This window comes from Streptomyces sp. NPDC017940, from assembly GCF_044328435.1.
GTDB lineage: Bacteria > Actinomycetota > Actinomycetes > Streptomycetales > Streptomycetaceae > Streptomyces.
Genome location: NZ_JBIRHJ010000010.1, coordinates 17,583 through 42,866, shown reverse-complemented (window position 1 = coordinate 42,866; position 25,284 = coordinate 17,583). Strand labels below are relative to the sequence as shown.

Here is a 25,284-nt window from a genome sequence, read left to right as displayed (position 1 = left end):
CGGCACGGCCGCCGGTCGGAGGGAAAGCGATGGGTAGGACTCTCGCGGAGAAGGTCTGGGACGACCACGTCGTCCGGCGCGCCGAAGGCGAACCCGACCTCCTCTTCATCGATCTGCACCTGCTGCACGAAGTGACGAGCCCGCAGGCGTTCGACGGCCTCCGGGGGGCCGGCCGGCAGGTGCGGCGGCTCGATCTCACCATCGCCACCGAGGACCACAACACCCCGACCCTCGACATCGACAAGCCCATCGCCGACCCGGTCTCCCGGGCCCAGCTGGAGACGCTGCGCAAGAACTGCGCCGAGTTCGGCGTCCGGCTGCACCCCCTCGGCGACGTCGAGCAGGGCGTCGTCCACGTGGTGGGCCCGCAGCTCGGACTGACCCAGCCGGGGACCACGGTGGTGTGCGGCGACTCCCACACGTCCACGCACGGCGCCTTCGGCGCGCTCGCCTTCGGCATCGGCACCTCCCAGGTCGAGCACGTCCTCGCCACCCAGACGCTGCCCATGGCGCGCCCCAGGACGATGGCCATCACCGTCGACGGCGAACTGCCCGATGGCGTCACCGCCAAGGACCTGATCCTGGCCATCATCGCCAGGATCGGCACCGGCGGCGGCCAGGGCTACATCCTGGAGTACCGCGGCCCGGCCGTCGAGAAGCTCTCGATGGAGGCCCGCATGACGATCTGCAACATGTCCATCGAGGCCGGTGCCCGCGCGGGCATGATCGCCCCGGACGAGACGACCTTCGCCTACCTCAAGGACCGCGTACACGCCCCGCAGGGCGCGGACTGGGACGACGCCGTCGCGTACTGGAAGACTCTGCGCACCGACGACGACGCGGTCTTCGACGCCGAGGTCCGCATCGACGCCGCCGCCCTGTCGCCCTTCGTCACCTGGGGCACCAACCCGGGCCAGGGCCTGCCCCTGTCGGGCGACGTCCCCGACCCGGCTTCGTACGAGGACGCTTCGGAGCGCCTTGCCGCCGAAAAGGCCCTGGAGTACATGGGGTTGACCGCCGGGCAGCGGCTGCGCGACATCCATGTCGACACCGTCTTCGTAGGCTCCTGCACCAACGGCCGCATCGAGGACCTGCGCTCGGCGGCCGCCGTGATCGAGGGCCGCAAAGTCGCCGACGGCGTACGGATGCTGGTGGTGCCGGGCTCGGTGCGGGTCGCCCTGCAAGCCGTCGAGGAGGGCCTGGACAAGGTCTTCACGGCGGCGGGCGCCGAATGGCGGCACGCGGGCTGCTCGATGTGCCTCGGCATGAACCCCGACCAACTCGCCCCCGGCGAGCGCTCCGCGTCCACCTCCAACCGCAACTTCGAGGGCCGCCAGGGCAAGGGCGGGCGCACCCATCTGGTGTCGCCGCAGGTCGCCGCCGCCACCGCGGTGACCGGCCGGCTCTCCTCGCCCGCCGACCTCGCCGAAGCCCCCACCACCGCCGGAGTCTGATCAGCCATGGAAGCCTTCACCGCGCACACCGGACGGGCCGTCCCGCTGCGCCGCAGCAACGTCGACACCGACCAGATCATCCCCGCCCACTGGCTGAAGAAGGTCACCAGGGACGGCTTCGAGGACGGCCTCTTCGAAGCCTGGCGCAAGGACCCCGACTTCGTGCTCAACAAAGCGGAGCGGCAGGGAGCCACCGTGCTCGTCGCCGGGCCCGACTTCGGCACCGGGTCCTCCCGTGAGCACGCCGTCTGGGCGCTTCAGAACTACGGCTTCAAGACCGTGATCTCCGCCCGCTTCGCCGACATCTTCCGCGGCAACTCGCTCAAGAACGGTCTGCTCACCGTGGTTCTCGAGCAGTCCGTGGTGGACGAGCTGTGGGCCCTGACCGAGGCCGACCCGCAGGTCGAGATCACCGTCGACCTGCACGAACGCCAAGTCCGCGCCCCTGGCGTCACGGCCGGGTTCGAGCTGGACGAGAACGCCCGCTGGCGGCTCCTGAACGGCCTCGACGACATCAGCATCACGCTCAGGAACGAGCAGGACATCGCCGCGTACGAGTCGCGCCGCCCCGCCCACAAGCCGAGCACCGTGCAGGCCGGCTGACCCCGTTCACCGGGGTGGCGGTATCGCCGCCACCCTCGCCGCCGACCGGCCCAAGGGCCGCCGGGCACCCGATGTACCCCCAATCGTGGACGGTTGGGGGTACATCTGTGTCCGGCCCCGTATGCCCCGCGATGACCTGAACGGGTGGACTCAACTGCCTTGATCTGAAGGGAAGAAGAGGCCGGAAATCCACTTGCACCCGGCGGGTGCGGGTATCCTCAGAAGGGCGCCGGACGAGGGTAGTTACCCCCTGCGGAGGCGACAACTCGCCCCAGATGGCACAATCGGTGCATGGGACGCGACGACCAACTCGAGCTCTACGGACTCGTCGCGGACCGATTGAAGGAAGCGCACTCCCGAGTGCGCGCACTGCAAGTCCCGGAGGGCGTACGGATGGCGCTGACCCGGAAGCTGCTGGTCATTACGGCCGCGGCCAAACACGATCTCGCCGATGCGGCAAGGCGTCTGGAGCGGTTGATGGCGTACCTCGACGAGGGCGACGAGGGCCGAATCCCCGAAGACGTCTGAGCGGCAGGCCTCAACGGGCCCTCCGTGCCCCAACGGACCCTCGGGGAACTACCCGAGAGCCCAGGTTGTTGCGGCACAAGGGTGATTAGCCCGTTTCGTGTTTGATTTGCGGTATATATCTGCCTAACGTGCGAAAAAGCCTGGCACATTCGCTCAGGCAATGTCTCCGAAGGGGAAGACGTGAACAAGGCGCAGCTCGTAGAAGCGATTGCCGACAAGGTCGGTGGCCGTCAGCAGGCCGCCGACGCCGTGGACGCGGTCCTGGACGCCGTCGTCCGCGCCGTCGTCAGCGGTGACCGTGTTTCGGTCACCGGGTTCGGCTCGTTCGAGAAGGTCGACCGCCCGGCCCGGTACGCCCGCAACCCGCAGACCGGGGAGCGCGTACGGGTCAAGAAGACCTCGGTGCCCCGCTTCCGCGCGGGACAGGGCTTCAAGGACCTGGTGAGCGGCTCGAAGAAGCTCCCGAAGAACGACGTCGCGGTGAAGAAGGCGCCCAAGGGCAGCCTGACCGGCGGCGCTTCGGCGACGGTCAAGAAGGCGGCCGCCAAGAAGGCCACCACCGCCAAGAAGTCCGCGGCCAAGAAGACCACCGGGTCGGTCACCGCCACCGCCAAGAAGGCGACCCCCGCGAAGAAGACCACGACCGCCGCCAAGAAGGCGACGCCGGCCAAGAAGGCCACCACCGCCAAGAAGACGGCGAAGACGGCCACGGCGAAGACGGCCGCCACCAAGAAGGCCACCACGGCCAAGAAGACGGCGAAGACGGCGACGGCGAAGAAGACCACCGCCAAGAAGGCCGCCGCCAACAAGGCGCCCGCCAAGAAGGCCACGGCCAAGAAGGCGCCCGCCAAGAAGTCCACGGCGCGCAAGACCACCGCCAAGAAGGCCACCGCCCGCAAGTAACAAGGGCTCAAGGGCACTCACGCGCCGGGCCGGACTCCCGCAGGGGAGCCCGGCCCGCGGCGTGTGCGGGGCTGTTCGGGGGACGCGGGGCCCGTCCGGGTGCGGGCGGCAGGTCAGAACGTCTGGAGCGTGACCAGCGTGATGTGGCGGTCCTCGCCCGCACCGGTCACCTCGATGCGCACCCGCTGACCGGGCCTGAGCAGGCGCAGGCCGCCCGCGTCGAACGCCGGGGCGCCGAAGGGCACCGGAGTGCCGTCGTCGAGGAGCACGCTGCCGGTGCGGGTCTCGGAGTCGTACGTGTACGCGGTGGCCTGCATGGGGGAAGCGTACTCAGGTCGCGGTCCCGGTGACCGGGCCCTGAGCCCCTCGGTGCCGCGGCTCCTCAGTCCGAGATGAGCAGCCCGGCGGCCGCCGCGGCCGTGTACGGGCCCACGCCGAGGGCGAGCGCGGTCCGCAGGTCGTCGCCGGTGTCCACGTCCTGGCGCACGGAAGGGGCGGCTCCCGCTTCGGCGGCCCCGAGTTCCCTGGCGCCGGAGTTCCGGTGCCGGGCGCGGGAGGCCCCGCCGAATTGTGGCCGCAATTCCGTGCCGGGGACCGCGGTCAGCAAGGTCGTGCCGATTCCCGCGGCATCCGGGAGAAAAGCCCGGGTGAAGTGCTTGGCGGCATCCAGTACCCGGGCCAATTCCGCGGGGCGCAGTGCGGGCAGATCGGCGTTGAGAGCGGCCACGGCCGCTTCCGGCCGCGCCGCGCGCACCTGGAGCGCCGCGTGGGCGAGAGCGGCGTTGAGGCCGTCCGCCGGGGTGTCGGGGACGACGCGGGCACCGAGCGCCACCAGTTCGCGGCCCGCCCGGGCGTCGTCCGTGACGACCACCACATCCCGTACTGAAGGGCAGGCCACCGCCGCGGCCACCGTGTCCTGCGCGAACGCGAGCGCGAGTGCGGGCCGCAGGCCGTCCCCGGCGGCGGCCGCGAGCCGGCTCTTCGCCCGCGCGAGCGGCTTGAGCGGTATCACCAGGGTCCACTGCACACCGGGCTCCGTCCTTCGCGTGGGGCCCATTGTGACCTGCGGGAAGAACGCGGCACGGGCGCGGGGTGCACGGGGCCGCACCGCAGCCGGGCCCGGGTCCCCGGGCACCGGGGGGCGGGAAGGGGGTGGTCGTGGACGGGTGGGCGTACGGTGTTCTCGACAGGACGGCAGCCCGAAGCGACACTTGTGCGGCCGACCCGGCTCATGGAGGAAGGTGTCCGAGTGTCCCGCCGCAGAATCGGCTTCTGGTACCGCCTGGCGGCGGTCATCGCCAAACCGCCGCTGTTGGTTCTGATCAAGCGGGACTGGCGGGGAATGGAGCACATTCCGGCTGCCGGCGGTTTTATCACCGCCGTGAACCACAATTCGCATCTCGACCCGTTCGCGTACGCGCACTTCCAGTACAACACCGGCCGGGTCCCGCGTTTCCTCGCCAAGCACGGACTCTTCAAGAAGGGCTTCATCGGGGCGTTCATGCGGGGCACCGGGCAGATCCCGGTCTACCGCGAGACCACCAATGCGCTGAGCGCCTTCCGCGCCGCCATCGAAGCGGTCGAGCGCGGTGAGTGCGTGGCGTTCTACCCCGAGGGCACCCTCACCCGCGAGCCCGACCTGTGGCCCATGACGGGCAAGACGGGCGTCGCGCGCGTCGCCCTCCAGACCAAGTGCCCGGTCGTGCCGGTCGCGCAGTGGGGCGCCAACCACGTCCTGCCGCCGTACGCGAAGAAGCCCGCAGTGCTGCCGCGCAAGACCCACCACGTGCTCGCGGGACCGCCGGTCGACCTGGAGCGCTTCTACGGCAAGGAGATGACCCCGGACCTCCTGAAGGAGGCCACCGAGGCCATCATGGCCGCCGTCACCGAGCTCCTGGAGGAGCTGCGCGGCGAGAAGGCCCCGCAGAAGCGCTACGACCCGCGTGAAGTCCGTCTCGCGCAGCGCCGCAGGGCCAAGCAGCCCGAAGACGCCCCGGCGGCGGGGGACCAGGGGTCCGCGGAGAATGCCGGTGGCGCGGGCAGCCGTACGGAGCAAGGCAGTTCTGAGGAGAGCAAGTGACCCGAACCCTGAAGGCCGCCGTCTTCGGAACCGGCTCGTGGGGGACGGCCTTCGGCATGGTCCTCGCGGACGCCGGCTGTGACGTCACCCTGTGGGGCCGCCGCGCCGAGGTCGCCGACGCGGTCAACTCCACGCGCACCAACCCGGACTATCTGCCGGGCGTCGAGCTGCCGCAGAACGTGCGCGCCACCACCGACCCGGCCGAGGCCGCGGACGCCGCCGACTTCACCGTGCTCGCCGTGCCCTCGCAGACGCTGCGCGCGGGCCTCGCCGCGTGGGCGCCGCTGCTCGCCCCCGACACGGTGCTCGTCTCCCTGATGAAGGGCGTCGAGCTGGGCTCCGCCATGCGCATGAGCGAAGTCATCGAGGACGTCACCAAGGCTCCCGCCGAACGCGTCGCCGTGGTCACGGGGCCGAACCTGGCGCGTGAGATCGCCGCCAGGCAGCCCGCCGCCTCCGTGGTCGCCTGCCGCGACGAGTCGGTCGCCGTACGCTTGCAGACCGCCTGCCACACCCCGTACTTCCGGCCCTACACCAACACCGACGTGGTCGGCTGCGAACTGGGCGGCGCCGTCAAGAACGTCATCGGCCTCGCCGTCGGCATCGCGGACGGCATGGGGCTCGGCGACAACACCAAGGGCTCACTGATCACGCGCGGGCTCGCCGAGACCACCCGGCTCGGCCTCGCCATGGGCGCGGACCCGCTGACCTTCGCCGGGCTCGCGGGCCTCGGCGACCTGGTGGCGACCTGCTCGTCGCCGCTCTCGCGCAACCACACCTTCGGCACCAACCTGGGCAAGGGCATGACCCTGGAGGAGACCATCGCGGTCACCCGCCAGACCGCCGAGGGCGTCAAGTCCTGCGAGTCCGTGCTCGATCTGGCACGCAGGCACGGCGTCGACATGCCCATCACCGAAACGGTCGTGGGCATCGTGCACGAGGGCACCCCGCCGATGGTGGCGCTCAAGGAGCTGATGTCGCGCAGCGCCAAGCCGGAACGGCACTGACAGGACCGGAGCACGGCCGCGCCCCCGCCCCGGGGCCCACGCCCGACCCGCAGGTCACCGGCTGCACACTGACGCGGCCTTGGCCACCGGGTACGCTCAACGCGATATGAGCAGCGAGAACCTCCCCCAGAGCCCTGAGCAGAGCACCGCGCGTCCCGGTACCGACCCGTCCGGGCGGCCCCGCAAGCCGCGCGTGGCCGTCGTGTTCGGCGGCCGCAGCTCGGAGCACGGCATCTCCGTGGTCACCGCCGGTGCCGTACTGCGTGCCATCGACCGCACCAAGTACGACGTGCTGCCCATCGGCATCACGACGGACGGGCGCTGGGCGCTGACGGCCGACGAGCCCGACCGCATGGCCATCGCCGACCGCAAGGTGCCGAGCGTGTCCGACCTCGCGGAGTCGGCCGCCGGCGGTGTCGTCCTGCCCGTCGACCCCGGCAACCGCGAAGTGGTCTACAGCGAGCCCGGCGCCGTGCCCAAGGCGCTCGGCGAGGTCGACGTGGTCTTCCCGATGCTGCACGGCCCCTACGGGGAGGACGGCACCCTCCAGGGGCTCCTGGAGCTGTCGGGCGTGCCGTACGTGGGCGCGGGCGTGCTCGCCTCCGCGGTCGGCCAGGACAAGGAGTACATGAAGCGGGTCTTCACCTCCTTCGGGCTGCCCGTCGGCCCGTACCTGGTGATCAGGCCGCGCGAGTGGCAGCGCGAGGAGAAGAAGGCCAGGCAGCGCGTCGCGGACTTCGCGGGCGAGCACGGCTGGCCGCTGTTCATCAAGCCCGCGCGCGCGGGCTCCTCGATCGGCATCACGAAGGTCGACACCTTCGAGGGCCTCGACGAGGCCATCGCGGAGGCACAGCGCCACGACCCGAAGATCATCGTCGAGGCGCTGCTCCGCGGCCGTGAGATCGAGTGCGGCGTCCTGGAGTTCGAGGACGGGCCGCGCGCGAGCGTGCCCGCCGAGATCCCGCCCGTGCAGGCCCACGACTACTACGACTTCGAGGCGAAGTACATCGACTCGACGCCCGGTCTCGTGCCCGCCCCGCTGACGCCCGAGGAGACCGCGGAGGTGCAGCGGCTCGCGGTCGAGGCGTTCGAGGCGGCGTCCTGCGAGGGCCTGGTGCGCGCGGACTTCTTCCTCACCGAGGGCGGGCGGTTCGTCATCAACGAGATCAACACCATGCCGGGCTTCACGCCGATCTCCATGTACCCGCAGATGTGGGAGAAGAGCGGCGTGAGCTACGCGGAGCTGGTGGACCGCCTCATCCAGGCGGCGCTCGACCGGTCCACGGGCCTGCGCTAGGCGCCCGGCCGGACGTGCCGCGCGGTGCCGTGCGGTGCCGCCGTCCGGCTTTCGGTGCCGTGACGGCCGGCGGCACCCCGCGGCGGAGCCGCATACCGATGCGGCCCCGCGCTCCTTCGGGGCGCGCCCGCGCGCGGTCCGCTAGGCGACGCCCTTGGGGATCGTCCTCTTGATGGGGGCGGCGAAGTCCGTGAGCGGGCCGAGGCCGCCCCCGGTGCGCTCCTTCGGCAGCGTCACCTCCACATAGGCCAGACGCAGCCCGGTGGTGAAGACGTACGCCCCGTCGTCGCGCTTCTGCAACAGCCACGCCACGCCGTTCACCTTCACGCCGTCCGACTTGGCCACCTCGGGGTCGAGCATCTCGGGGGGCCGCTCCACACCGCAGCGCAGTATGATCGCCGGGTCCCCCCACCCGGCGGTCAGATCCGACGCCGACCCGGGGTCGGAGCGCTCCAGCCCGTCGACCTTCTCCGGGAGCTGTGCGTGCAGATCCCGGCAGAGTCCCGCGGCCTTCGCGGCCGGGGACGGAACCACCACCGAGGCTGTGTCGTCCGTTGCTGAGCAGGCCACCGCGGCGATCAGGAGCGCGACAGCGGACGTGCCGGTGGAGCAGCGGCGCCGGAGACGGGGGAGGTTCACCGGGCCAGGGTAGACGGGGGCTACAAGTGCACGACCGGGCAGGTCAGGGTTCTGGTGATGCCGTCCACCTGCTGGACCCTGGCGACCACCATGCGGCCGAGTTCGTCGACCGTGTCCGCCTGCGCGCGCACGATGACATCGTAGGGACCGGTCACGTCCTCGGCCTGGATCACTCCCGGGATCTTGCCGATCAGCTCGGCGACGGTCGACGCCTTGCCGACCTCGGTCTGGATCAGGATGTACGCCTGTACCACGGAACCTCCAGGGCGGCCACGAGGATCATGTGGGGAGAAGGGACGCCACGGTACCGCGTCGCCGCTCGCCACGGGGAGACCCGGGGGAGCTGTGGCGCGCACATCGCGGCGGACGGACAACAGAGGTCGACGGTCACGTCGACCGTACCGACGACCAGGACGGCCCGCGACCGCAGGCGGTCCGCGGCAACCGCGGCAGAAGGAGCAGCACACGCATGAAGGGCACCGTCGGCGAGTTGGGCGAGTTCGGGCTCATCAAGGAGCTCACCTCGCGGCTCACCTCCACTCCGGCCGTACGCCTCGGCCCCGGCGACGACGCCGCGGTCGTGGCGGCCCCGGACCGCAGGGTGGTGGCGAGCACCGACATCCTCCTGGAGGGCCGGCACTTCCGCCGTGACTGGTCCACGGCCTACGACGTGGGCCGCAAGGCCGCCGCCCAGAACCTCGCCGACATCGCCGCCATGGGCGCGGTGCCCACCGCCATCCTGCTCGGCCTCGTCGTGCCCGCCGAACTCCCCGTGAGCTGGCCCACCGAGCTGATGGACGGCCTGCGGGACGAGTGCCAGGTCGCGGGCGCGGCCGTCGTCGGCGGCGACGTCGTACGCGGCGACACGATCACCGTCTCGATCACCGCGCTCGGCGACCTGCGCAACCACGAGCCCGTCACCCGCGCGGGCGCCCAGCCGGGCGACGTCGTCGCCGTCACCGGCTGGCTCGGCTGGTCGGCGGCGGGGCACGCGGTCCTCTCGCGCGGCTTCCGCTCGCCGCGCGCCTTCGTGGAGGCCCACCGCAGGCCCGAGCCGCCGTACCACGCGGGCCCCGCCGCCGCCGGGCTCGGCGCGACCGCCATGACGGACGTCAGCGACGGCCTGATCGCCGACCTCGGGCACATCGCCGAGGCCAGCAAGGTGCGTATCGACATTCGCTCCGGCGCCGTGGACGTGCCCTCGCAGATGAACGACATCGGGCAGGCCGTCGGCGTCGACCCGTTGCAGTGGGTGCTCAACGGCGGCGAGGACCACGCCATCGTGGCGACGTTCCCCCAGGACGTGAAGCTGCCCGCCCGCTGGAAGGTCATCGGCGAGATCCTCAACCCCTCCGCGCAGCCGCAGGTCACCGTGGACGGCGCCCCCTGGACCAGCAAGGGCTGGGACCACTTCGGCGAGAACGGGGGCGACGACGCGTGAGCCCGCGCACCGCACCCCCCAGGGTGCTCACCGTGGCCGGGTCCGACTCCGGGGGCGGAGCCGGCATCCAGGCCGACCTGAAGACGATGCTCGCCCTCGGCACGCACGGCATGAGCGTCGTGACGGCGGTCACGGCGCAGAACTCCCTCGGTGTGCAGGGCGCCTGGGAACTGCCGGTGGAGGCGGTGCGGGCGCAGTACCGCAGCGTCGTCGACGACATCGGCGTCGCGGCCGTCAAGACCGGCATGCTGGCCTCCGCCGAACTGGTCGAGGCGGTCGCCGACTTGCTCGCGGCCACGGACGCCCCCGCCGTCGTCGACCCGGTCGGCGTCTCCAAGCACGGCGACGCGCTGCTCGCCGCCTCCGCCCTGGACTCCGTACGCAGGAAGCTGCTCCCGGCGGCCACCGTCGCGACGCCCAACCTCGACGAGGTCGAGCAACTGACCGGGGTGCGTGTCGAGTCGGAGGACGGCATGCGGCGGGCCGCCGCGGCCGTCCTCGCGTACGGGCCCACGTGGGTCGTCGTCAAGGGCGGGCACCTCACGGGCGGCGTCGGCGCCGCCAAGGCGGTGGACCTGCTGACCGACGGCTCCGAGGAGCACTGGCTGCGCGCCCCGCGCCACGACAACCGCCACACGCACGGCACGGGCTGCACGCTCGCCGCCGCGATCGCGGCGCAGCTGGCGCAGGGGCGGACCGTCCTGGAGGCGGTCACGGCCGCCAAGGCCTACGTCACCGGCGCGATCGCCGCCGGGTTCGCACTCGGCGGCGGGATCGGGCCCGTGGACCACGGCTGGCAGTTCAGGGACGGCTCGGGGATTTCCTAGCGTCCTAGCGTCCTGGGGGCGTGGCTCCCTGGGGGACCGGCTCTCGGGCGCGCGGCTCCTGGGTACGTGGCTCTTGGGCACGTGGCTCCTGGGTACGTGAAAATGCCGGTCCACCCGAAGGTGGACCGGCATTCCCAGCAACCGGCCAGGTGCCGCGCAGAAGCGTCAGCGCGAGACCTTGCCGGCCTTGATGCACGAGGTGCAGGCGTTGAGGCGCTTCGGCGTCCCGCCGACCACGGCACGCACGCGCTGGATGTTCGGGTTCCAGCGACGGGGCGTACGGCGGTGCGAGTGCGAGATGTTGTTGCCGAAGCCCGGCCCCTTGCCGCAGACGTCGCAGTTGGCAGCCACGGGTCACTCCAAAGACTTCAGATGCACTTACGGTTAATCCCGGCATGCCGGGATCAGTGCAATGATCGGAGTGGCGTTGCCAGGAGGAATGTCCCGATGAATATCGGGCAACCGGAGCAGCATACAACGACTGCTTCGGTACAACGAAACTACCACGTCCGGGCACCGCCCCGCCCCGGCCACCCCTCTCGCCCGGGTCTACGCTGCGTCCCGTCCCGCGACCCACGACGGAGGCGCCCGTACCGCCCCTGTGACGCTCCTAGGAGGCGACACTTGCCGCAGAACCTCGACGCTGTCGCAGCCCGCGCCTGGAGCGTCCTCGCTCTGGAAGCCCTGGGACAGGCCCGCGAGGAGATCGACGCGATCAACGTCTATCCGGTCGCGGACGCGGACACCGGGACCAACCTCTATCTGACGATGGAGTCGGCCGCCCGCGCGGTCGAAGCGGCCTTCACGGGCCTGGACCCGGCACGGCCCGCCCTCGCCGAGGTGGTGCGCGCGATGGCGCACGGGGCGCTGATCGGCGCCAGGGGCAACTCGGGGACGATCCTGGCGCAGCTGCTGCGGGGGATGGCGCAGGTCCTGCCGGACGGCGCCGAGGCACCCGAGGGTGACGCGTATCACGCCGACGGCGCCCGGCTCGCGCTGGCGCTCGGCCGCGCCGCGGACGCCGCGTACCGGGCGGTGGCGCACCCCGTGGAGGGCACGGTCCTGACGGTCGCCAGGGCCGCGGCCGACGCCGCCCTCGCCGCCTCCGGGGACGGGCGCCCGCACGGCGACTGCGCGACGGTCGCCCGTGCCGCGTACGAGGGTGCCTGCACGGCACTCGACGCCACCCCCGGGCAGCTCGCGGCGCTCGGCCGCGCGGGGGTCGTGGACGCCGGGGGGCGCGGCCTCGTGGCCGTCCTCGGCGCGCTGGTCGGCGCCCTGTCGGGGGAGACGGTGCGGCCGCGGGCGGCGACGGGGGGCCACGCGCGCGTGGGGGACGTTTCGGACGCTCAGGATGCTGCGGACGCTGAGGACGCCGCGGGCGCGGAGGAGTGTGCCGCCCCCGGGGCGGCCGGTGTCGCCGGGCCCGCCTTCGAGGTGATCTATCTCCTGGAGGCCGACGACGCGGCCGTCGACCGGCTGCGGGCCCGGCTCGACCCGCTCGGCGACTCCCTCGTGGTCGTCGGCGGCGACGGCCTCTGGAACGTCCACGTGCACGTGGACGACGCGGGGGCGGCCATCGAGGCGGGCGTCGAGGCGGGGCGGCCGCACCGCATCCGCATCACGCACTTCGGCGCCGGTGACGTCCACACCGTGCGGACGCAGCCGCCCCGGGAGCGGGTCCAGCGGGTTCAGCGGGGCATCGTGGCCGTCGTGCCCGGGGACGGCCTCGCGGCGCTGTACGCGGAGGCCGGGGCGACGACGGTGCCCGCGCGCGCGGGGGAGCCGCCCGCCAGCGGGGAACTCGTCCAGGCGATCAGGCGCGCCCACGCGCGCGAGGTGGTGCTGCTGCCGAACGACGCGGAGCTGCGGCACACCGCGGCGGCCGCCGCGGAGCAGGCGCGCTCCGAGGGCGTGCGCGTCGCCCTGATCCCCACCCGCTCCGCCGTCCAGGGCATCGCGGCGCTCGCCGTGCACGAGCCGGACCGCCGCTTCGACGAGGACGTCGTCGCCATGACGTCGGCGGCGGGGGCGGCCCGCTACGCCGAACTGGTCGTCGCCGAGCGGCAGTCGTGGACGACGGCGGGCATCTGCCAGGCCGGGGACGTGCTCGGCCTGATCGACGGGGATGTGGCGGTGATCGGCCGTGAGGTCGCGGGGACCGCCGGCGCGGTGCTCGACCGGATGCTGGCTGCGGGCGGTGAGATGGTGACGCTCGTCCTTGGGGACGAGGTCAGCGCCGGGGTGGCGGAGCGCCTGGAGAAACACGTACGCGACGGCCACCTGGCCGTTGACACGGTCCTCTACCGGGGCGGCCCCCAGTCCCCCCTGCTCCTCATCGGCGTGGAGTAACCCCCTCTCTGGGGCCCTGAGACCCTGGGACCCCGGAGCCCCGGGGCAAGCCGCACACCCACCCACAAGACTCACCCCCACCCACCCGCCCTCCACCCCACCGGAGCCGCGCCCGGCCCCCGCCCATCGCGCTCCGCGCTCGTCCTCAATCGCCGGACGGGCTTGCTTTCTCCCGCCGGGCTTTGTCCGTTTGCTGGGGTCGTGGCTGGGCCCCGGGCCTGTCGCGCTGCGCGCTCGTCCTCAATCGCCGGACGGGCTTGCTTTCTCCCGCCGGGCCTTGCTCGTCTGCTGGGGTCGTGGCTGGGCCCCGCTCTCGCCGCCCGCAGGGCAAAAGGGCGGGCGGGTGGGGAAAAAAGCCCGTCCGGCGATTGAGGACGAGGCCGCAGGCCGATGAGCGGCGGCCGGGAGTGCCAGCCAGGGAGCAGCGGTCGAGGTGCGGCGGCCAAAGGGAGGGTGGGTTCCGGGGGGGGGATCTTCGGGGGGTGCGCCGGGATGTCAGTGCCGTGGTGTGCAATGGATCTCGTGCACGCGCTCCAAGAACCGTTGAAGAACGCACTCGGCCAAGCCACCGCCAAGGTGATGGCCGAACACCTCGGCCTGCACACGGTCGGCGACCTCCTGCACCACTACCCCCGGAGGTACGCGGAGCGCGGCGAGCTGACCCGCCTCTCCGACCTCCCCATGGACGAGCACGTCACGGTCGTCGCCCAGGTGGCGACCGCCCGCGTCCTGCGGTTCAACGGCGGCAGCGGCCAGCGCCTCGAGGTCACGATCACGGACGGCAGCGGCCAGCTCCAGCTGGTCTTCTTCGGCCGCGGCATCCACAAGCCGCACAAGGACCTGCTGCCCGGCACCCGGGCGATGTTCGCAGGCAAGGTCGGGGTGTTCAACCGCAAGATGCAGCTCGCCCACCCGGCGTATCAACTGCTGGGCGGCGACGGCGACGCCCACACGGCCGCGGAGGCCGTGGACTCCTGGGCCGGCGCCCTCATCCCGCTCTATCCGGCCACCGCCAAGCTGGAGTCCTGGAAGATCGCCAAGTCCGTCGACGCGGTCCTGCCGAGCGCCCAGGAGGCCCTGGACCCGCTGCCGCCCGCCCTGCGCGAGGGCCGCGGCCTGATCCCGCTCCCCGAAGCGCTCCTGAAGATCCACCGCCCGCACGCGAAGGCGGACATCGCCGCCGCCCGCGACCGGCTGAAGTGGGACGAGGCGTTCGTCCTCCAGGTCGCCCTGGCCCGGCGCAGGTTCGCGGACGCCCAGCTGCCCGCGGTGCCCCGCAGACCGTCCCCCGACGGCCTGCTCGACGCCTTCGACGCCAAGCTCCCCTTCGAGCTCACGGACGGCCAGCGCCGCGTCTCCCAGGAGATCTTCGACGACCTGGCCACCGAGCACCCCATGCACCGCCTGCTCCAGGGAGAGGTGGGCTCGGGCAAGACCATGGTGGCCCTGCGCGCCATGCTCGCCGTCGTGGACGCCGGTGGCCAGGCCGCCATGCTCGCCCCCACGGAGGTCCTGGCCCAGCAGCACCACCGCTCGATCACGGAGATGATGGGCGAGCTCGCGGAAGGCGGCCTCCTCGGCGGCGCGGAGCAGGGCACGAAGGTCACGCTGCTCACCGGCTCCATGGGCACGCCCGCCCGCCGCAAGGCCCTGCTCGACCTCGCCACCGGCGAGGCGGGCATCGTCATCGGCACGCACGCGCTGATCGAGGACAAGGTGCGGTTCCACGACCTCGGCCTGGTCGTGGTCGACGAGCAGCACCGCTTCGGCGTCGAGCAGCGCGACGCCCTGCGCGGCAAGGGCAAGCAGCCGCCGCACCTGCTCGTCATGACGGCCACGCCCATCCCGCGCACGGTCGCGATGACGGTCTTCGGCGACCTGGAGACCTCCGTCCTCGACCAGCTGCCCGCGGGCCGCTCACCGATCTCCACGCACGTCGTCCCCGCCCAGGACAAGCCCCACTTCCTCGCCCGCGCGTGGGAGCGCGTGCGCGAGGAGGTGGAGAACGGCCACCAGGCGTACGTGGTCTGCCCCCGCATCGGCGACACGGAGGACGAGTCGGCGGAGCCCAGGAAGGGCGGGAAGGGCAAGAAGAAGGCCGCCGTCGAGGAGGACGGCGACAAGCGTCCTCCGCTCGCCGTCCTCGACGTCGCCGAAGAGCTGGCCCACGGCCCTCTCCTGGGCCTCAAGGTGGAGGTCCTGCACGGCCGCATGCAGCCCGACGGCAAGGACGCGGTGATGCGCCGCTTCGCCGCGGGCGAGACCCATGTCCTGGTCGCCACGACCGTCATCGAGGTCGGCGTGAACGTGCCGAACGCGACCGCCATGGTCATCATGGACGCCGACCGCTTCGGCGTCTCCCAGCTGCACCAGCTCCGCGGCCGCGTCGGCCGCGGCTCCGCGCCGGGTCTGTGCCTGCTCGTCACCGACATGCCGGAGGCGAGCCCCGCCCGCGCCCGCCTCGGCGCCGTGGCCGCGACACTCGACGGCTTCGAGCTCTCCCGCATCGACCTGGAGCAGCGCCGCGAGGGCGACGTGCTCGGCCAGGCCCAGTCCGGGGTGCGCTCCTCGCTGCGCATGCTCGCCGTCATCGAGGACGAGGAGGTCATCGCCGCCGCCCGGGAGGAGGCGACCGCCGTGGTCTCCCGCGACCCCGACCTGGAACACCTGCCGGAGCTGCGCACGGCCCTCGACGCCCTCCTCGACGCCGAACGCGAGCAGTACCTCGACAAGGGGTGACAGAACGGAAGGAGTGACGGGCCAGGAGTGACGGGGAAGGGGGGACAGACAAGGGGCGACATGGGAGGACGCGCGCACACGTCCTATCGTGAGAACAAGGTCCACACCCCGGACCCCACCCGCAGCCGAAGGACGCAGAGACCCAGATGTCCCGCGTGATTGGACCCAGATGACCCGCGTGATCGCCGGCAAGGCCGGTGGACGCCGCCTCGCCGTCCCGCCTGGGAACGGCACCCGGCCCACGTCGGACCGCGCCCGCGAGGGCCTGTTCTCCACCTGGCAGGCCCTCCAGGGCACGCTCGACGGCGCCCGCGTCCTCGATCTGTACGCGGGCTCCGGCGCCGTCGGCCTGGAAGCCCTGTCCCGTGGCGCGGCGCACGCCCTCCTGGTGGAGGCCGACGCCCGCGCGGCCCGCACCATCCGCGAGAACATCAAGGCCCTCGGCCTGCCCGGCGCCGAGGCACGGGCGGGCAAGGCCGCCCAGGTCATCGCCGACACCGCCCCCGGCGCCCCTTACGACCTGGTCTTCCTCGACCCGCCGTACGCGGTGGAGGACAACGATCTTCAGGAGATCCTGCTCACACTCCGCTCGGGAGGCTGGCTCACCGACGACGCCCTCGTCACCGTTGAACGCAGTACGAGGGGCGGAGAATTCGGCTGGCCGGACGGCTTCGAGGGACTGCGGTCCCGTCGCTACGGCGAAGGCACGTTTTGGTACGGTCGCGCCGCCTCTACGTGCGACGAACACCAAGACGAACAAGAGATCGCGCCATGACCCGACCGGAGAGCGAGGGACTTCCATTGCGCCGCGCCGTCTGTCCGGGGTCGTTCGACCCCATCACCAATGGACACCTCGACATCATCGCCCGCGCCTCGAAGCTCTACGACGTCGTACACGTCGCGGTGATGATCAACAAGTCCAAGCAGGGCCTGTTCGGGGTCGACGAGCGGATCGAGCTGATCCGCCAGGTCACCGCCGAGTTCGGCAACGTGGAGGTCGAGTCCTTCCACGGCCTCCTCGTCGACTTCTGCAAGGAGCGTGACATCCCGGCCATCGTCAAGGGCCTGCGGGCGGTCAGCGACTTCGACTACGAACTCCAGATGGCGCAGATGAACAACGGCCTCTCCGGTGTCGAGACCCTGTTCGTGCCCACCAACCCCGCCTACAGCTTCCTGTCCTCCTCGCTGGTGAAGGAGGTCGCGGCCTGGGGCGGCGACATCGCGCACCTGGTTCCCCCGGTGGTGCTCGAAGCCCTCAACAAGCGCCACGCCGAGGGCTGACCAAGGGCTACAGTCGTCCCGTCCGTCTCCCAACAAGCTGTAGAGAGTGGCGAGCCCGCGGTGGACGTGCAGAAGAAGATCGACGAGATCGTCGCTACGGTCGGCAGCGCCAAGTCCATGCCCATGTCCGCCTCGTGCGTGGTCAACCGCGCCGAACTCCTCGCCATGCTCGAAGAGGTGCGCCAGGCCCTGCCGGGCTCGCTCGCGCAGGCCCAGGAGCTGATCGGCGGCAGGGCGCAGCTGGTCGAGCAGGCCCGCCAGGAGGCCGAGCGGATCATCGAGGGCGCGCACGCCGAACGCGGTTCGCTGATCTCCGACACGGAGGTCGCCCGCCGCTCCCAGTCGGAGGCCGACCGCATCCTCGCCGAGGCGCGCAGGGAGGCCGAGGAGGTCCGCGCCGACGCCGACGACTACGTGGACAGCAAGCTCGCCAACTTCGAGGTCGTCCTCACCAAGACGCTCGGCTCCGTGGGCCGCGGCCGCGAAAAGCTCCTCGGCACCGGACCCGACGTCGACGAGCAGGGCTACGAGGACGAGGACGCCCCCGAGCGCAGCCACGACCCGGAGACCCTGCGCCGCGACGCCGACGCCTACGTGGACGTGAAGCTCGGCGCCTTCGAGGCGGTGCTCGCCAAGACCCTGGAGGCCGTCGGCCGCGGCCGCCAGACCCTGCACGGCCGTGCCCCCGCCGACGAGCTGAGCGAGCTCGGCGCGGACGGCGCCACGGAGCACACCTCGGACGCCGACTACCTGTCGGGCCTCGCCGAGACCCCCGAGCGCGAGCGCCCCGCCCGGCAGCGCGCCGCGCGGCCCCCGCAGGCTCCGCAGCCCCCGTCGGTCCCCGCGCAGCGGCCCTACGCGCCCCCGCCGCCGCAGCACGAGCCCGACCCCTACGCCTACCAGCAGCAGGACCAGTACGGGACGGCCCCGGCAGCCGAGACCGGCTACGGCCGGGGCGGCGACCAGTACGGCGGCCAGGACCCCTACGGCCAGCAGGACCCGTACGGTTACCAGCAGCCCTACGGCCAGCAGGACCCGTACGCGTACCAGCAGGACCCCTACGCCTACCAGCAGCAGGGCTACGACCCCGGGCACCAGCAGGGCTACGACCCGCACCACCAGCAGGACGCGCACCACCAGCAGGACGCGCACCACCAGCAGGACGCGCACCACCAGCAGGCGGACGGCGGGACACGGCAGCAGGACTACGGCCGGCCGGGCCCCGCGCCCGCCGTGCTCGACGAGACCAGCCTCTTCGACACCACCATGATCAGCGCGGAGCAGCTGCGCCAGTACGAGCAGGGGCGCTCGGACAGGCACTGAGGCCCGGCGCGCGCGCCGCGGCGACGGGGCCCGCGGGGGCGGAGCCCCGGCCGATTGGGCCGTGAGCGAAAGGTCCAGTATCCTGGCTCTTCGGTCGCGCGTATGTCCGCGATCCGGGCTGCCCGCCAGAGCCGCGTCTCCGCGGTGTCGGCGCGGCGGCCGCCTTGTGGAACTCCCAGGAATCGAAAGCAGGAAAAGCCCTGAGCACGCGCCTCGACCACCGAAACCCGCTTGTGTTCGACACACACGAGCTGGGTCGGCGTCCAGGTGCCATGCTGCGGGTGACCCGCACCATCGACGCCCCCGGTTCGCCGGCTCCGTTCGGCGTCGAAGGGGTCATCGGAGTGCCGGACGGCGCACCGGTGGAGCTGGAGATCCGTCTGGAGTCGGTCATGGAAGGGGTGCTTGTCACAGGCACCGCCCGTGCATCGGCCAAGGGGGAGTGCGTAAGGTGTCTGGAGCCGCTCGAGCTGTCGCTCGAAGCGGACTTCCAGGAGATGTTCTCGTACCCTGACGCCGACGACCGGGGCCGCAGCGCGGAACCGGCCGACGACGCCGAGGACGACGAGGACAGGCTCTATCTCGAGGACGGCATGTTCGACCTCGAGCCCGTGCTGCGGGACGCGGTGGTGCTCGCACTGCCGATGCAGCCGGTGTGCCAGGAAGACTGTCAGGGTCTGTGCTCCGAGTGCGGAGTACGGCTCACGGACGACCCGGACCACCGCCATGACGCCGTCGACATCCGTTGGGCGGCACTGCAAGGACTCGCTGACTCCATCCAGGACGGCGAGAAGGACGAGTTGAGCGGCGCCGAACCGAGCGTCGACGAGAAGCAGGAGAAGTAGCCGTGGCTGTTCCGAAGCGGAAGATGTCGCGCAGCAACACGCGCCACCGCCGGTCGCAGTGGAAGGCTGCGGTCCCCACCTTGGTTTCGTGTGAGCGTTGCCAGGAGCCCAAGCTGCAGCACATCGCGTGCCCCGCTTGTGGCACCTACAACAAGCGCCAGGTCCTCGAGGTCTGAGCGGCTGGTGAGAGGCGCTGTGTCTAGCCCAAAGAAGGCGGATGACGCCAAGATGCAGGCAGACAGCAACAACGCGGCCTCGTCCCACACGCTTCTGGAAGGGCGGCTCGGGTATCAGCTCGAGTCCGCCCTTCTGGTGCGTGCGCTCACCCACCGTTCGTACGCGTACGAGAACGGCGGTCTGCCCACGAACGAGCGCCTGGAGTTCCTCGGGGACTCCGTGCTCGGTCTCGTGGTCACGGACACGCTGTATCGCACCCACCCCGACCTGCCCGAAGGCCAGCTGGCCAAGTTGCGGGCCGCGGTGGTCAACTCGCGTGCGCTGGCGGAGGTGGGCCGCGGGCTCGAACTCGGCTCCTTCATCCGGCTCGGCCGGGGCGAAGAGGGCACGGGCGGCAGGGACAAGGCCTCCATCCTCGCCGACACCCTGGAAGCGGTGATCGGCGCGGTCTATCTGGACCGGGGTCTGGAAGCGGCGAGCGAGCTGGTGCACCGGCTCTTCGACCCGCTCATCGAGAAGTCCTCGAACCTCGGCGCGGGCCTGGACTGGAAGACCAGCCTCCAGGAGCTCACCGCGACGGAGAGCCTCGGCGTGCCCGAGTACCTCGTCTCGGAGAGCGGCCCGGACCACGAGAAGACCTTTACTGCTGCCGCCCGCGTCGGAGGCGTCTCGTACGGCACCGGCACCGGCCGCAGCAAGAAGGAAGCGGAGCAGCAGGCCGCGGAGTCCGCGTGGCGTGCCATTCGTGCGGCGGCGGACGCCCGCGCGGAAGCGGAGTCGGCGCAGCCGAGCCCGCCGGACGGCGAAGCCGAGTCCGCCTGAGCTGTTACGCCGTTGTCCCCGGGGGCGTCACCCCGGGGACACCCCTTTTCAGCGCTGCGCGCCTCGTCCTCAATCGCCGGACGGGCGCTGTCTGCGCTGGACAGGTTGTATCGGTGCCGAAGAAGCTTTATCGGCTCTGGACGGGCTGCATCTGCCCGGACGGGCTGCATCTGCCCGGACGGGTCGTATCTGCCCGGACGGGCTGCATCTGCGCCGGGTGGGCCGTATCTGCCCGGACGGGCTGCATCTGCGCCGGGTGGGCCGTATCTGCCCGGACGGGCCGCAGCTGCGCCGGGCGGACTGATTTCAGCCCGTCCGGCGTTTGAGGACGAGGCGCGCAGCGCCGAAAGGACCCCAGCCCCGGCGGACGCCAAGAGGCCACACCACCGGAAGCCACCCCCGCCCCCGTCCGGGAGGACCCCGTGCCTGAACTGCCCGAGGTAGAGGTCGTACGGCGAGGCCTCGAGCGCTGGGTCGGAGGCCGAACCGTCGCCGACGTCGAGGTCCTGCACCCGCGGGCGACCCGCCGCCACCTCGCGGGCGCCGACGACTTCGCGCACCGCCTGAAGGGCCACCGCATGGGCGTGCCGATGCGGCGCGGCAAGTACCTGTGGCTGCCCCTGGCGGACAGCGGCACATCCGTACTCGCCCATCTGGGCATGAGCGGCCAGCTCCTGGTCAAGTCCGAACAGGCCCCGGACGAGAAGCACTTGCGGATCCGGGTGCGCTTCACGGACCAGGAGGGCGAAACCCCCGGTGCCGCGCCGGGCACCGAGCTGCGCTTCGTGGACCAGCGGACCTTCGGCGGGCTCTCCCTGCACGAGAACACCCCGGACGGACTGCCCGACGTCATCGCCCACATCGCCCGTGACCCGCTCGACCCGCTCTTCGACGACGAGGCCTTCCACCAGGCCCTGCGCCGCAGCCGCACCACCATCAAACGCGCCCTGCTCAACCAGTCCCTGATCAGCGGTGTCGGCAACATCTACGCCGACGAGGCGCTGTGGCGCGCCCGGCTGCACTACGAGCGCCCGACGGCCACCCTCACCCGGCCGCGCACGGCCCAACTCCTCGGCCACGTACGGGACGTGATGAACGCGGCCCTCGCGGTCGGCGGCACCAGCTTCGACAGCCTCTACGTCAACGTGAACGGCGAGTCGGGCTACTTCGTACGCTCCCTGGACGCGTACGGACGCGAGGACGAGCCCTGCCGGCGCTGCGGCACGCCCATGCGGCGGCGGCCCTGGATGAACCGCTCCAGCTACTTCTGCCCGCGCTGTCAGCGCCCGCCGAGGCTGTCGTAGCGCTCCTGCGCGGCCGCCACGTCGTCCTGGCGGGCCTCCACGAACCTGATGAGTGACAGCAGGTGCTCGGCGACCTGCTGTCCCAGCGGCGTGAGCCGGTAGTCCACGCGCGGCGGGTTCGTCGGCTGCGCGTCCCGTCGCACCAGGCCGTCGCGCTCCAGCGCGTGCAGCGTCTGCGACAGCATCTTCTCGCTCACGCCGTCGACCCGGCGGCGCAGTTCGTTGAACCGGAACGAGCTGTCGTGCAGCGCGCCGAGCGTCAGCGCGCCCCAGCGCCCCGTGATGTGCTCCAGCGTGGCCCGCGACGGACAGTCGCGTGCGAACACGTTGTACGCCAGATCCGCCTCGCCCTCGGCGGTGAGCGCTTCAGAGTTCATGGTCCCAGCGTACTCTCCCGCAGCGCTAACCATAGGGTTGCGCTAACCAAAAGTTAGTGCTTTCCTTTCGTTTGTTGTCGGGCCGGGCCTCGCGGCCTCGCTGCCGTCTTGCCGCGTCTTGCCGCGTCTTGCTGCGGCTTGCTGCGTCTTGCCGCAGCTTGCCGTCCCGACAGCCGTCGTCCCGACTTGTTGTCCCGATCGACCGAGGAGTACCTCCCCATGACCAGTCCCGTCGTCGCCATCGCCTACCACTCCGGATACGGCCACACCGCCGTCGTCGCGGAAGCCGTCCGTACCGGTGCCGAGGAAGCCGGTGCCACCGCGCACCTGATCAAGGTGGACGAGATCACCGAGGAGCAGTGGGAGCTCCTGGACGCGGCCGACGCCATCGTCTTCGGCTCGCCCACCTACATGGGCACCGCCTCGGGCGCCTTCCACGTCTTCGCGGAGGCGTCGTCGAAGCGCTGGTTCACCCGCGCCTGGCAGGACAAGCTCGCCGCGGGCTTCACCAACTCCGCGTCCAAGAGCGGCGACAAGCTGCACACCCTCCAGTACTTCCAGACGCTCGCCGCGCAGCAGGGCATGCACTGGGTCAACCTGGGCCTGCTGCCCGGCTGGAACTCCACCGAGGGCTCCGAGAACGACCTCAACCGCCTCGGCTTCTTCGCCGGAGCCGCCGCCCAGACGAACGCGGACGAGGGCCCGGAGGCCGTGCACAAGGCGGACATCGCCACGGCCGAGCACCTCGGCCGCAGGGTCACAGAGACCGCGCGCGTCGTCGCCGCGGGCCGCGCGGCGGTCGCTGCCTGAGCCCGGTACCCCCGGCCGCCCGGGGTGCGAAGCTGACGAGCGCCCGCGAGTCGGGGGCAGCGAGACCCAGAAAAGCCCGCTGACCTGCGGCTGTCTCAGAAGCCGAAGTCCTGCGTCCACCAGGGCCCGCCGGGCGCGAAGTGCGCGCCGACGCCCATCGTCGTGTAGTCGCAGTTCAGGATGTTCGCGCGGTGGCCGGGGCTGTCCATCCAGGCGGCCATCACGGACCGGGCGTCGACCTGGCCGCGGGCGATGTTCTCGCCGCCCAGGCCCGCAATGCCGGCCTTCTCGGCGCGGTCCCACGGCGTCGCCCCGTCGGGGTCGGTGTGCGCGAAGAAGTCCCGCGTGGCCATGTCGGCACTGAAGGCACCGGCGAGGTCGGCAAGGGCGGTGTCGGCGCGCACCGGGCGGCAGCCCGCCTCGGCCCGCTCCTCGTTGACCAGCGTGAGCACCTCGGCCTCGGCCGCGGTCTCGCCGGACACCGGCGGCCGGGTCACCGGCGGCGGCTTCGGCTTCGGCTTCTCGGTCCGCGTGGGCTCGGGAACGGGAGTGCGCCGCGCCTCGTCCCCGCCCCGGTCCTTGTCCCCGCCCTTGCCCTTGTCCCGGCCGTGGTCCTTGTCCTTGCCGGTCTCCTTCTTCCCGGCGCCGCCCTCGTCGCGGACATCGCGGGATTCGTCGGCACCGGAGTCGGCGGGCGGCTTCGGCTTCGGCGGCGCGGACGACACCTTGCCCGACGGCTTCGCGGAGGGCTCCGCGGCGGACGTCGACGGTGCCGGGGCGGCGGTGCGGCCGCTGCCGCGGCTCGGCGTGGCCTCGCCGCGCTCCGCGGAACCGTCGCCGCCGCCCTGGACGTCGAGACCGGAGGGGGAACTCGCGGAGCGGATGGCACCCGGTTCGTCACCGCCGCCCAACGAGTACGTGCCACCGCCGGGCACCAGGCCGGCGGCGACCGCGACAGCGCCCATCGCGACGGCCGCGGAGACCCCGAGCAGACCCGTGCGCACGGGCTTCGCCATCCGGTGCCCGCGCCGGTGCGACGCCGCGCGCCGCGGACCTTCGGCGCGGTAGACGATGTCGTACGAGGTACCGGACGTGCCCGTGGTGCCCGTGGTGCCCGCGGAAGAGTCGGCGGGGTGGCTGTCGGGCGGGGTTGTCGCGGCGTGGGCGGCGCGGCCGGTGGCGGAGCGTCGGTGGCGTCCCATCTCGTGGGCCTTTCGTCCTGACGCCCGGTGTCGGCCCCGGCGTCGTCGTGACGGTCAAGTGACTCACCCGTACGGGTGAGGCTCGTCGAGTCGGGACTGTACGCGATGGCGCAAGGGGGCGAAGTGCTCCCTGAGTGATCGGCCCGTTAGCGTGCACCTCATGAACGAAGAAGTCCGTCTCGTCGCCTGGGTGCGCGGCCGCGTACAGGGCGTGGGATTCCGCTGGTTCACCCGGGCCAGGGCACTGGAGATCGGCGGCCTCTGTGGCTTTGCTCTCAATCTCGACGACGGCCGCGTCCAAGTGGTCGCCGAAGGTTCACGCGGCGGCTGCCAGGAGCTCCTCGACTGGCTGCACAACGGCGACACACCCGGCCGCGTCGACGGTGTGACTGAGATCTGGGACACGCCCCGCGGTGGTTACGAATCCTTCGCCATCCGCTGACCCGGGCCCGCCCGTGAGCCCTCCGCGGGCGGGGTGACGGCAGCCGCCAGGGGCAGGAAAGGCCTGGTGATTGCCAAGAAGCACTTGCCGTGACAGGCTCCGCGATGAAGAATGATCTCACCGCCCCCAGGGCCCCGCAGCCGAGGCCGCGCCGCAGGTTCCACCGCCGCGCGCCGCCGGGTCGCCCGTCAATACGGGGCGTGATCGTGTTGACCGTCAAACTTTTTGGTGAGACTCTGGAAGCCCCGCGCACCTTAGCTGTTTGGCATGTGAGAACGGCCAAGTAACACCCAGCAAGAACTGAAGAGTGCCAAGCACCGCGGGTGCGATTCCCTCACGACCCACACCGATTCGTTCGGTTACTCAGTGTGGAGGACCACTCATCATGGCAAAGGCGCTTCTCGGTTACGTCGGCGGCAGCGATCCGCGACTCCTCGCCGAGATGCGACGGCTCCAGCAGCGCGTCCAGGACCTGGAATCCGAGCTCGGCAGGATCCAGGCGGAGAACGACGTGCTGGCGGCTGCCGCTTCTCACGACGCGCTCCTGGAGAGCATCGACGTACCCCAGGCGGAGCCTGCGCTCACCTGACCCACGCCACCCCGACCCGGCGACACGGATGTCTCTGACCGCGACGTCTTGAACCGCGGCGTCTTGAACTGTGACGTCGCGGACCGCGATGCCTGCGATCGCGCCGATCGCGCAGTCAGGATTCGCACCGTCAGGATGCCCGTGCCCAGCCGCTGAAACAGAGAGATCTGCTTGATCGAACAGATCTGAGAGATCCGCAAGGGACGCTTCGGCGTCCCTTCTTTCTTTCCCTCCCTGGCCCG

28 protein-coding genes are annotated in these 25,284 nt (G+C 71.7%); 21 read left to right on the top strand and 7 right to left on the bottom strand.

The window, feature by feature from the left end; translation table 11 throughout:
- The first annotated feature begins 29 nt into the window (after nt 1–29).
- From leuC to ACH4DX_RS30890, 4 genes are all read left to right on the top strand, one after another.
- Complete coding sequence (leuC, locus tag ACH4DX_RS30905) at nt 30–1,454, top strand: 3-isopropylmalate dehydratase large subunit (protein ID WP_398157540.1); 1,425 nt, start codon at nt 30–32, stop codon at nt 1,452–1,454.
- Between the two features lie 6 nt (nt 1,455–1,460).
- Complete coding sequence (leuD, locus tag ACH4DX_RS30900) at nt 1,461–2,057, top strand: 3-isopropylmalate dehydratase small subunit (RefSeq protein WP_398123822.1); 597 nt, start codon at nt 1,461–1,463, stop codon at nt 2,055–2,057.
- Nucleotides 2,058–2,348: 291 nt separating this feature from the next.
- Nucleotides 2,349–2,585: a hypothetical protein gene (locus ACH4DX_RS30895; RefSeq protein WP_398123823.1), complete on the top strand. Its 237-nt coding sequence runs from the start codon at nt 2,349–2,351 to the stop codon at nt 2,583–2,585.
- A 180-nt stretch (nt 2,586–2,765) separates the two neighbouring features.
- Nucleotides 2,766–3,488, top strand: a complete 723-nt coding sequence (locus ACH4DX_RS30890) for an HU family DNA-binding protein (RefSeq protein ID WP_398157539.1) — start codon at nt 2,766–2,768, stop codon at nt 3,486–3,488.
- A 113-nt stretch (nt 3,489–3,601) separates the two neighbouring features.
- On the opposite strand, the gene ACH4DX_RS30885 is transcribed toward ACH4DX_RS30890, so the two are convergent.
- Nucleotides 3,602–3,805 (bottom strand): hypothetical protein, encoded by a 204-nt coding sequence (locus ACH4DX_RS30885; protein WP_398123825.1) that lies wholly within the window; start codon nt 3,803–3,805, stop codon nt 3,602–3,604.
- 65 nt (nt 3,806–3,870) lie between these two features.
- The gene (gene cofC, locus ACH4DX_RS30880) at nt 3,871–4,515 is read right to left on the bottom strand and encodes a 2-phospho-L-lactate guanylyltransferase (protein ID WP_398157538.1); all 645 of its coding nucleotides are present in this window, start codon (nt 4,513–4,515) and stop codon (nt 3,871–3,873) included.
- 222 nt (nt 4,516–4,737) lie between these two features.
- Here cofC and ACH4DX_RS30875 point away from each other — a divergent pair, with 222 nt between their 5' ends.
- The 3 genes from ACH4DX_RS30875 (at nt 4,738) to ACH4DX_RS30865 (ending at nt 7,872) form a co-directional block, all read left to right on the top strand.
- On the top strand, nt 4,738–5,568 hold the full coding sequence (locus ACH4DX_RS30875) for a lysophospholipid acyltransferase family protein (protein WP_398123827.1): 831 nt from the start codon (nt 4,738–4,740) through the stop codon (nt 5,566–5,568).
- Nucleotides 5,565–6,575: an NAD(P)H-dependent glycerol-3-phosphate dehydrogenase gene (locus tag ACH4DX_RS30870; protein WP_398123828.1), complete on the top strand. Its 1,011-nt coding sequence runs from the start codon at nt 5,565–5,567 to the stop codon at nt 6,573–6,575. The genes ACH4DX_RS30875 and ACH4DX_RS30870 overlap by 4 nt, the downstream gene beginning before the upstream one ends.
- A gap of 106 nt (nt 6,576–6,681) precedes the next feature.
- A complete protein-coding gene (locus ACH4DX_RS30865) occupies nt 6,682–7,872 on the top strand; it encodes a D-alanine--D-alanine ligase family protein (protein WP_398123829.1) in 1,191 nt (396 codons plus the stop codon).
- A 141-nt stretch (nt 7,873–8,013) separates the two neighbouring features.
- Here the strand turns inward: ACH4DX_RS30865 and ACH4DX_RS30860 are convergent, their stop codons facing one another.
- Nucleotides 8,014–8,511 carry a DUF3515 domain-containing protein gene (locus ACH4DX_RS30860; protein WP_398157537.1) on the bottom strand — a complete coding sequence of 166 codons (498 nt, stop codon included), beginning with the start codon at nt 8,509–8,511 and terminating at the stop codon, nt 8,014–8,016.
- A gap of 20 nt (nt 8,512–8,531) precedes the next feature.
- Nucleotides 8,532–8,765, bottom strand: coding sequence for an Lrp/AsnC family transcriptional regulator (locus ACH4DX_RS30855; protein ID WP_055698135.1), 234 nt, complete (start codon nt 8,763–8,765; stop codon nt 8,532–8,534).
- A gap of 215 nt (nt 8,766–8,980) precedes the next feature.
- On the opposite strand from ACH4DX_RS30855, the gene ACH4DX_RS30850 reads away from it, so the two are divergent.
- Nucleotides 8,981–9,952 carry a thiamine-phosphate kinase gene (locus ACH4DX_RS30850; RefSeq protein WP_398123831.1) on the top strand — a complete coding sequence of 324 codons (972 nt, stop codon included), beginning with the start codon at nt 8,981–8,983 and terminating at the stop codon, nt 9,950–9,952.
- The gene (thiD, locus tag ACH4DX_RS30845) at nt 9,949–10,779 is read left to right on the top strand and encodes a bifunctional hydroxymethylpyrimidine kinase/phosphomethylpyrimidine kinase (RefSeq protein ID WP_398157536.1); all 831 of its coding nucleotides are present in this window, start codon (nt 9,949–9,951) and stop codon (nt 10,777–10,779) included. The genes ACH4DX_RS30850 and thiD overlap by 4 nt, the downstream gene beginning before the upstream one ends.
- A gap of 165 nt (nt 10,780–10,944) precedes the next feature.
- On the opposite strand, the gene rpmB is transcribed toward thiD, so the two are convergent.
- Nucleotides 10,945–11,130, bottom strand: a complete 186-nt coding sequence (gene rpmB / locus ACH4DX_RS30840) for a 50S ribosomal protein L28 (RefSeq protein WP_030195073.1) — start codon at nt 11,128–11,130, stop codon at nt 10,945–10,947.
- A 273-nt stretch (nt 11,131–11,403) separates the two neighbouring features.
- Between rpmB and ACH4DX_RS30835 the strand changes: the two genes are divergently transcribed.
- The 9 genes from ACH4DX_RS30835 to mutM all read left to right on the top strand — a co-directional run bounded on the left by ACH4DX_RS30835 (nt 11,404) and on the right by mutM (nt 21,622).
- Nucleotides 11,404–13,131 (top strand): DAK2 domain-containing protein, encoded by a 1,728-nt coding sequence (locus ACH4DX_RS30835; protein WP_398157535.1) that lies wholly within the window; start codon nt 11,404–11,406, stop codon nt 13,129–13,131.
- Between the two features lie 513 nt (nt 13,132–13,644).
- Nucleotides 13,645–15,870, top strand: a complete 2,226-nt coding sequence (recG, locus tag ACH4DX_RS30830) for an ATP-dependent DNA helicase RecG (protein WP_398157534.1) — start codon at nt 13,645–13,647, stop codon at nt 15,868–15,870.
- 169 nt (nt 15,871–16,039) lie between these two features.
- Nucleotides 16,040–16,645 (top strand): 16S rRNA (guanine(966)-N(2))-methyltransferase RsmD, encoded by a 606-nt coding sequence (rsmD, locus tag ACH4DX_RS30825; protein ID WP_398157533.1) that lies wholly within the window; start codon nt 16,040–16,042, stop codon nt 16,643–16,645.
- A 26-nt stretch (nt 16,646–16,671) separates the two neighbouring features.
- Complete coding sequence (gene coaD, locus ACH4DX_RS30820) at nt 16,672–17,151, top strand: pantetheine-phosphate adenylyltransferase (protein WP_398123854.1); 480 nt, start codon at nt 16,672–16,674, stop codon at nt 17,149–17,151.
- 60 nt (nt 17,152–17,211) lie between these two features.
- Nucleotides 17,212–18,474, top strand: a complete 1,263-nt coding sequence (locus ACH4DX_RS30815; RefSeq protein ID WP_398157532.1) for a cell division initiation protein — start codon at nt 17,212–17,214, stop codon at nt 18,472–18,474.
- A 164-nt stretch (nt 18,475–18,638) separates the two neighbouring features.
- A complete protein-coding gene (locus ACH4DX_RS30810) occupies nt 18,639–19,319 on the top strand; it encodes a YceD family protein (protein ID WP_398123837.1) in 681 nt (226 codons plus the stop codon).
- A gap of 2 nt (nt 19,320–19,321) precedes the next feature.
- Nucleotides 19,322–19,495, top strand: a complete 174-nt coding sequence (rpmF, locus tag ACH4DX_RS30805) for a 50S ribosomal protein L32 (RefSeq protein WP_030361955.1) — start codon at nt 19,322–19,324, stop codon at nt 19,493–19,495.
- A gap of 7 nt (nt 19,496–19,502) precedes the next feature.
- Nucleotides 19,503–20,318, top strand: coding sequence for a ribonuclease III (rnc, locus tag ACH4DX_RS30800; protein WP_398123838.1), 816 nt, complete (start codon nt 19,503–19,505; stop codon nt 20,316–20,318).
- A 422-nt stretch (nt 20,319–20,740) separates the two neighbouring features.
- Nucleotides 20,741–21,622, top strand: coding sequence for a bifunctional DNA-formamidopyrimidine glycosylase/DNA-(apurinic or apyrimidinic site) lyase (gene mutM / locus ACH4DX_RS30795; RefSeq protein ID WP_398123839.1), 882 nt, complete (start codon nt 20,741–20,743; stop codon nt 21,620–21,622).
- Here the strand turns inward: mutM and ACH4DX_RS30790 are convergent.
- Nucleotides 21,598–21,999, bottom strand: a complete 402-nt coding sequence (locus ACH4DX_RS30790; protein ID WP_398157531.1) for a winged helix-turn-helix transcriptional regulator — start codon at nt 21,997–21,999, stop codon at nt 21,598–21,600. The genes mutM and ACH4DX_RS30790 overlap by 25 nt on opposite strands.
- A 219-nt stretch (nt 22,000–22,218) precedes the next feature.
- Here ACH4DX_RS30790 and ACH4DX_RS30785 point away from each other — a divergent pair, with 219 nt between their 5' ends.
- Complete coding sequence (locus ACH4DX_RS30785) at nt 22,219–22,809, top strand: flavodoxin family protein (protein WP_398123841.1); 591 nt, start codon at nt 22,219–22,221, stop codon at nt 22,807–22,809.
- Between the two features lie 95 nt (nt 22,810–22,904).
- Here ACH4DX_RS30785 and ACH4DX_RS30780 read toward each other — a convergent pair whose 3' ends face one another.
- A complete protein-coding gene (locus ACH4DX_RS30780) occupies nt 22,905–24,011 on the bottom strand; it encodes a CAP domain-containing protein (protein ID WP_398157530.1) in 1,107 nt (368 codons plus the stop codon).
- Nucleotides 24,012–24,171: 160 nt separating this feature from the next.
- Here ACH4DX_RS30780 and ACH4DX_RS30775 point away from each other — a divergent pair, with 160 nt between their 5' ends.
- Nucleotides 24,172–24,453: an acylphosphatase gene (locus tag ACH4DX_RS30775; RefSeq protein ID WP_398157529.1), complete on the top strand. Its 282-nt coding sequence runs from the start codon at nt 24,172–24,174 to the stop codon at nt 24,451–24,453.
- 385 nt (nt 24,454–24,838) lie between these two features.
- Nucleotides 24,839–25,042: a hypothetical protein gene (locus ACH4DX_RS30770; protein ID WP_030566910.1), complete on the top strand. Its 204-nt coding sequence runs from the start codon at nt 24,839–24,841 to the stop codon at nt 25,040–25,042.
- Nucleotides 25,043–25,284: the final 242 nt, after the last annotated feature.

Bases quoted from the DNA above. Each gene is read 5' to 3' on its own strand.
- leuD (WP_398123822.1), top strand. From the start codon at position 1,461: ATGGAAGCCTTCACCGCGCACACCGGACGGGCCGTCCCGCTGCGCCGC.
- ACH4DX_RS30790 (WP_398157531.1), bottom strand. From the start codon at position 21,999: ATGAACTCTGAAGCGCTCACCGCCGAGGGCGAGGCGGATCTGGCGTAC.
- ACH4DX_RS30895 (WP_398123823.1), top strand. From the start codon at position 2,349: ATGGGACGCGACGACCAACTCGAGCTCTACGGACTCGTCGCGGACCGA.
- recG (WP_398157534.1), top strand. From the start codon at position 13,645: ATGGATCTCGTGCACGCGCTCCAAGAACCGTTGAAGAACGCACTCGGC.
- ACH4DX_RS30850 (WP_398123831.1), top strand. From the start codon at position 8,981: ATGAAGGGCACCGTCGGCGAGTTGGGCGAGTTCGGGCTCATCAAGGAG.
- leuC (WP_398157540.1), top strand. From the start codon at position 30: ATGGGTAGGACTCTCGCGGAGAAGGTCTGGGACGACCACGTCGTCCGG.
- ACH4DX_RS30780 (WP_398157530.1), bottom strand. From the start codon at position 24,011: ATGGGACGCCACCGACGCTCCGCCACCGGCCGCGCCGCCCACGCCGCG.
- rsmD (WP_398157533.1), top strand. From the start codon at position 16,040: ATGACCCGCGTGATCGCCGGCAAGGCCGGTGGACGCCGCCTCGCCGTC.
- ACH4DX_RS30785 (WP_398123841.1), top strand. From the start codon at position 22,219: ATGACCAGTCCCGTCGTCGCCATCGCCTACCACTCCGGATACGGCCAC.
- ACH4DX_RS30775 (WP_398157529.1), top strand. From the start codon at position 24,172: ATGAACGAAGAAGTCCGTCTCGTCGCCTGGGTGCGCGGCCGCGTACAG.
- ACH4DX_RS30865 (WP_398123829.1), top strand. From the start codon at position 6,682: ATGAGCAGCGAGAACCTCCCCCAGAGCCCTGAGCAGAGCACCGCGCGT.
- ACH4DX_RS30885 (WP_398123825.1), bottom strand. From the start codon at position 3,805: ATGCAGGCCACCGCGTACACGTACGACTCCGAGACCCGCACCGGCAGC.
- ACH4DX_RS30770 (WP_030566910.1), top strand. From the start codon at position 24,839: ATGGCAAAGGCGCTTCTCGGTTACGTCGGCGGCAGCGATCCGCGACTC.